General features: G+C 62.3%; 1 protein-coding gene. It reads right to left on the bottom strand.

Translation table 11 applies throughout. From position 1 onward, the window contains the following. Positions 1–104: 104 nt before the first annotated feature. Positions 105–515 (bottom strand): magnesium chelatase subunit ChlI family protein (locus RAD15_RS43505; RefSeq protein ID WP_458184813.1); only part of this gene is annotated, 411 nt, incomplete at its 5' end.

Genomic DNA, 515 nt, shown 5'->3' with positions numbered 1-515 from the left:
AGCCGGATACTGCGTAAGCAGGGCCTGCAAAGCAGCGGAAGGGCCTTCTACCACGCGGTTGAGGTATACCCAGGTGGCATAAGGGGTGGAGAGATCTAATTCGCTCATGCCGCGAGCCTTCCCACGTTGATGGAGCCACGCAGGTCGAGTGCGCGTCCCACCTCATCCAAGTCCGGCTGCATCTTCCCTGCTAAACCAGCTAGTGTCCACGAAAGCCTGAGCACACGGTCCACCCCGCGCTGGGAAATTTCGCATTCCGCCAGGTAGGCGGACCACATGACCATTGCAGCATCCGCAGCCGGCCGCTTTCGGCGCAAGTAGGACGAAGGAACCTCGCCATTGGTCCGCGCGGAAATGCCATCCTCCCACCACCGCGCAGCGGCACGCTCGCGGGCAGCGGCAACTCGCTCGGCAATGACTGCGGAGTCTTCTTCGCCCTCCGCGTTAATCGTCGCCGCCTGCCCACTTAAGGTGACCACCATATCTAGACGGTCCCGGAGCGGACCGGAGAGGTT

It is taken from the genome of Bradyrhizobium sp. 14AA, assembly GCF_054185205.1.
This window is presented reverse-complemented; position numbering and strand designations above follow the sequence as displayed.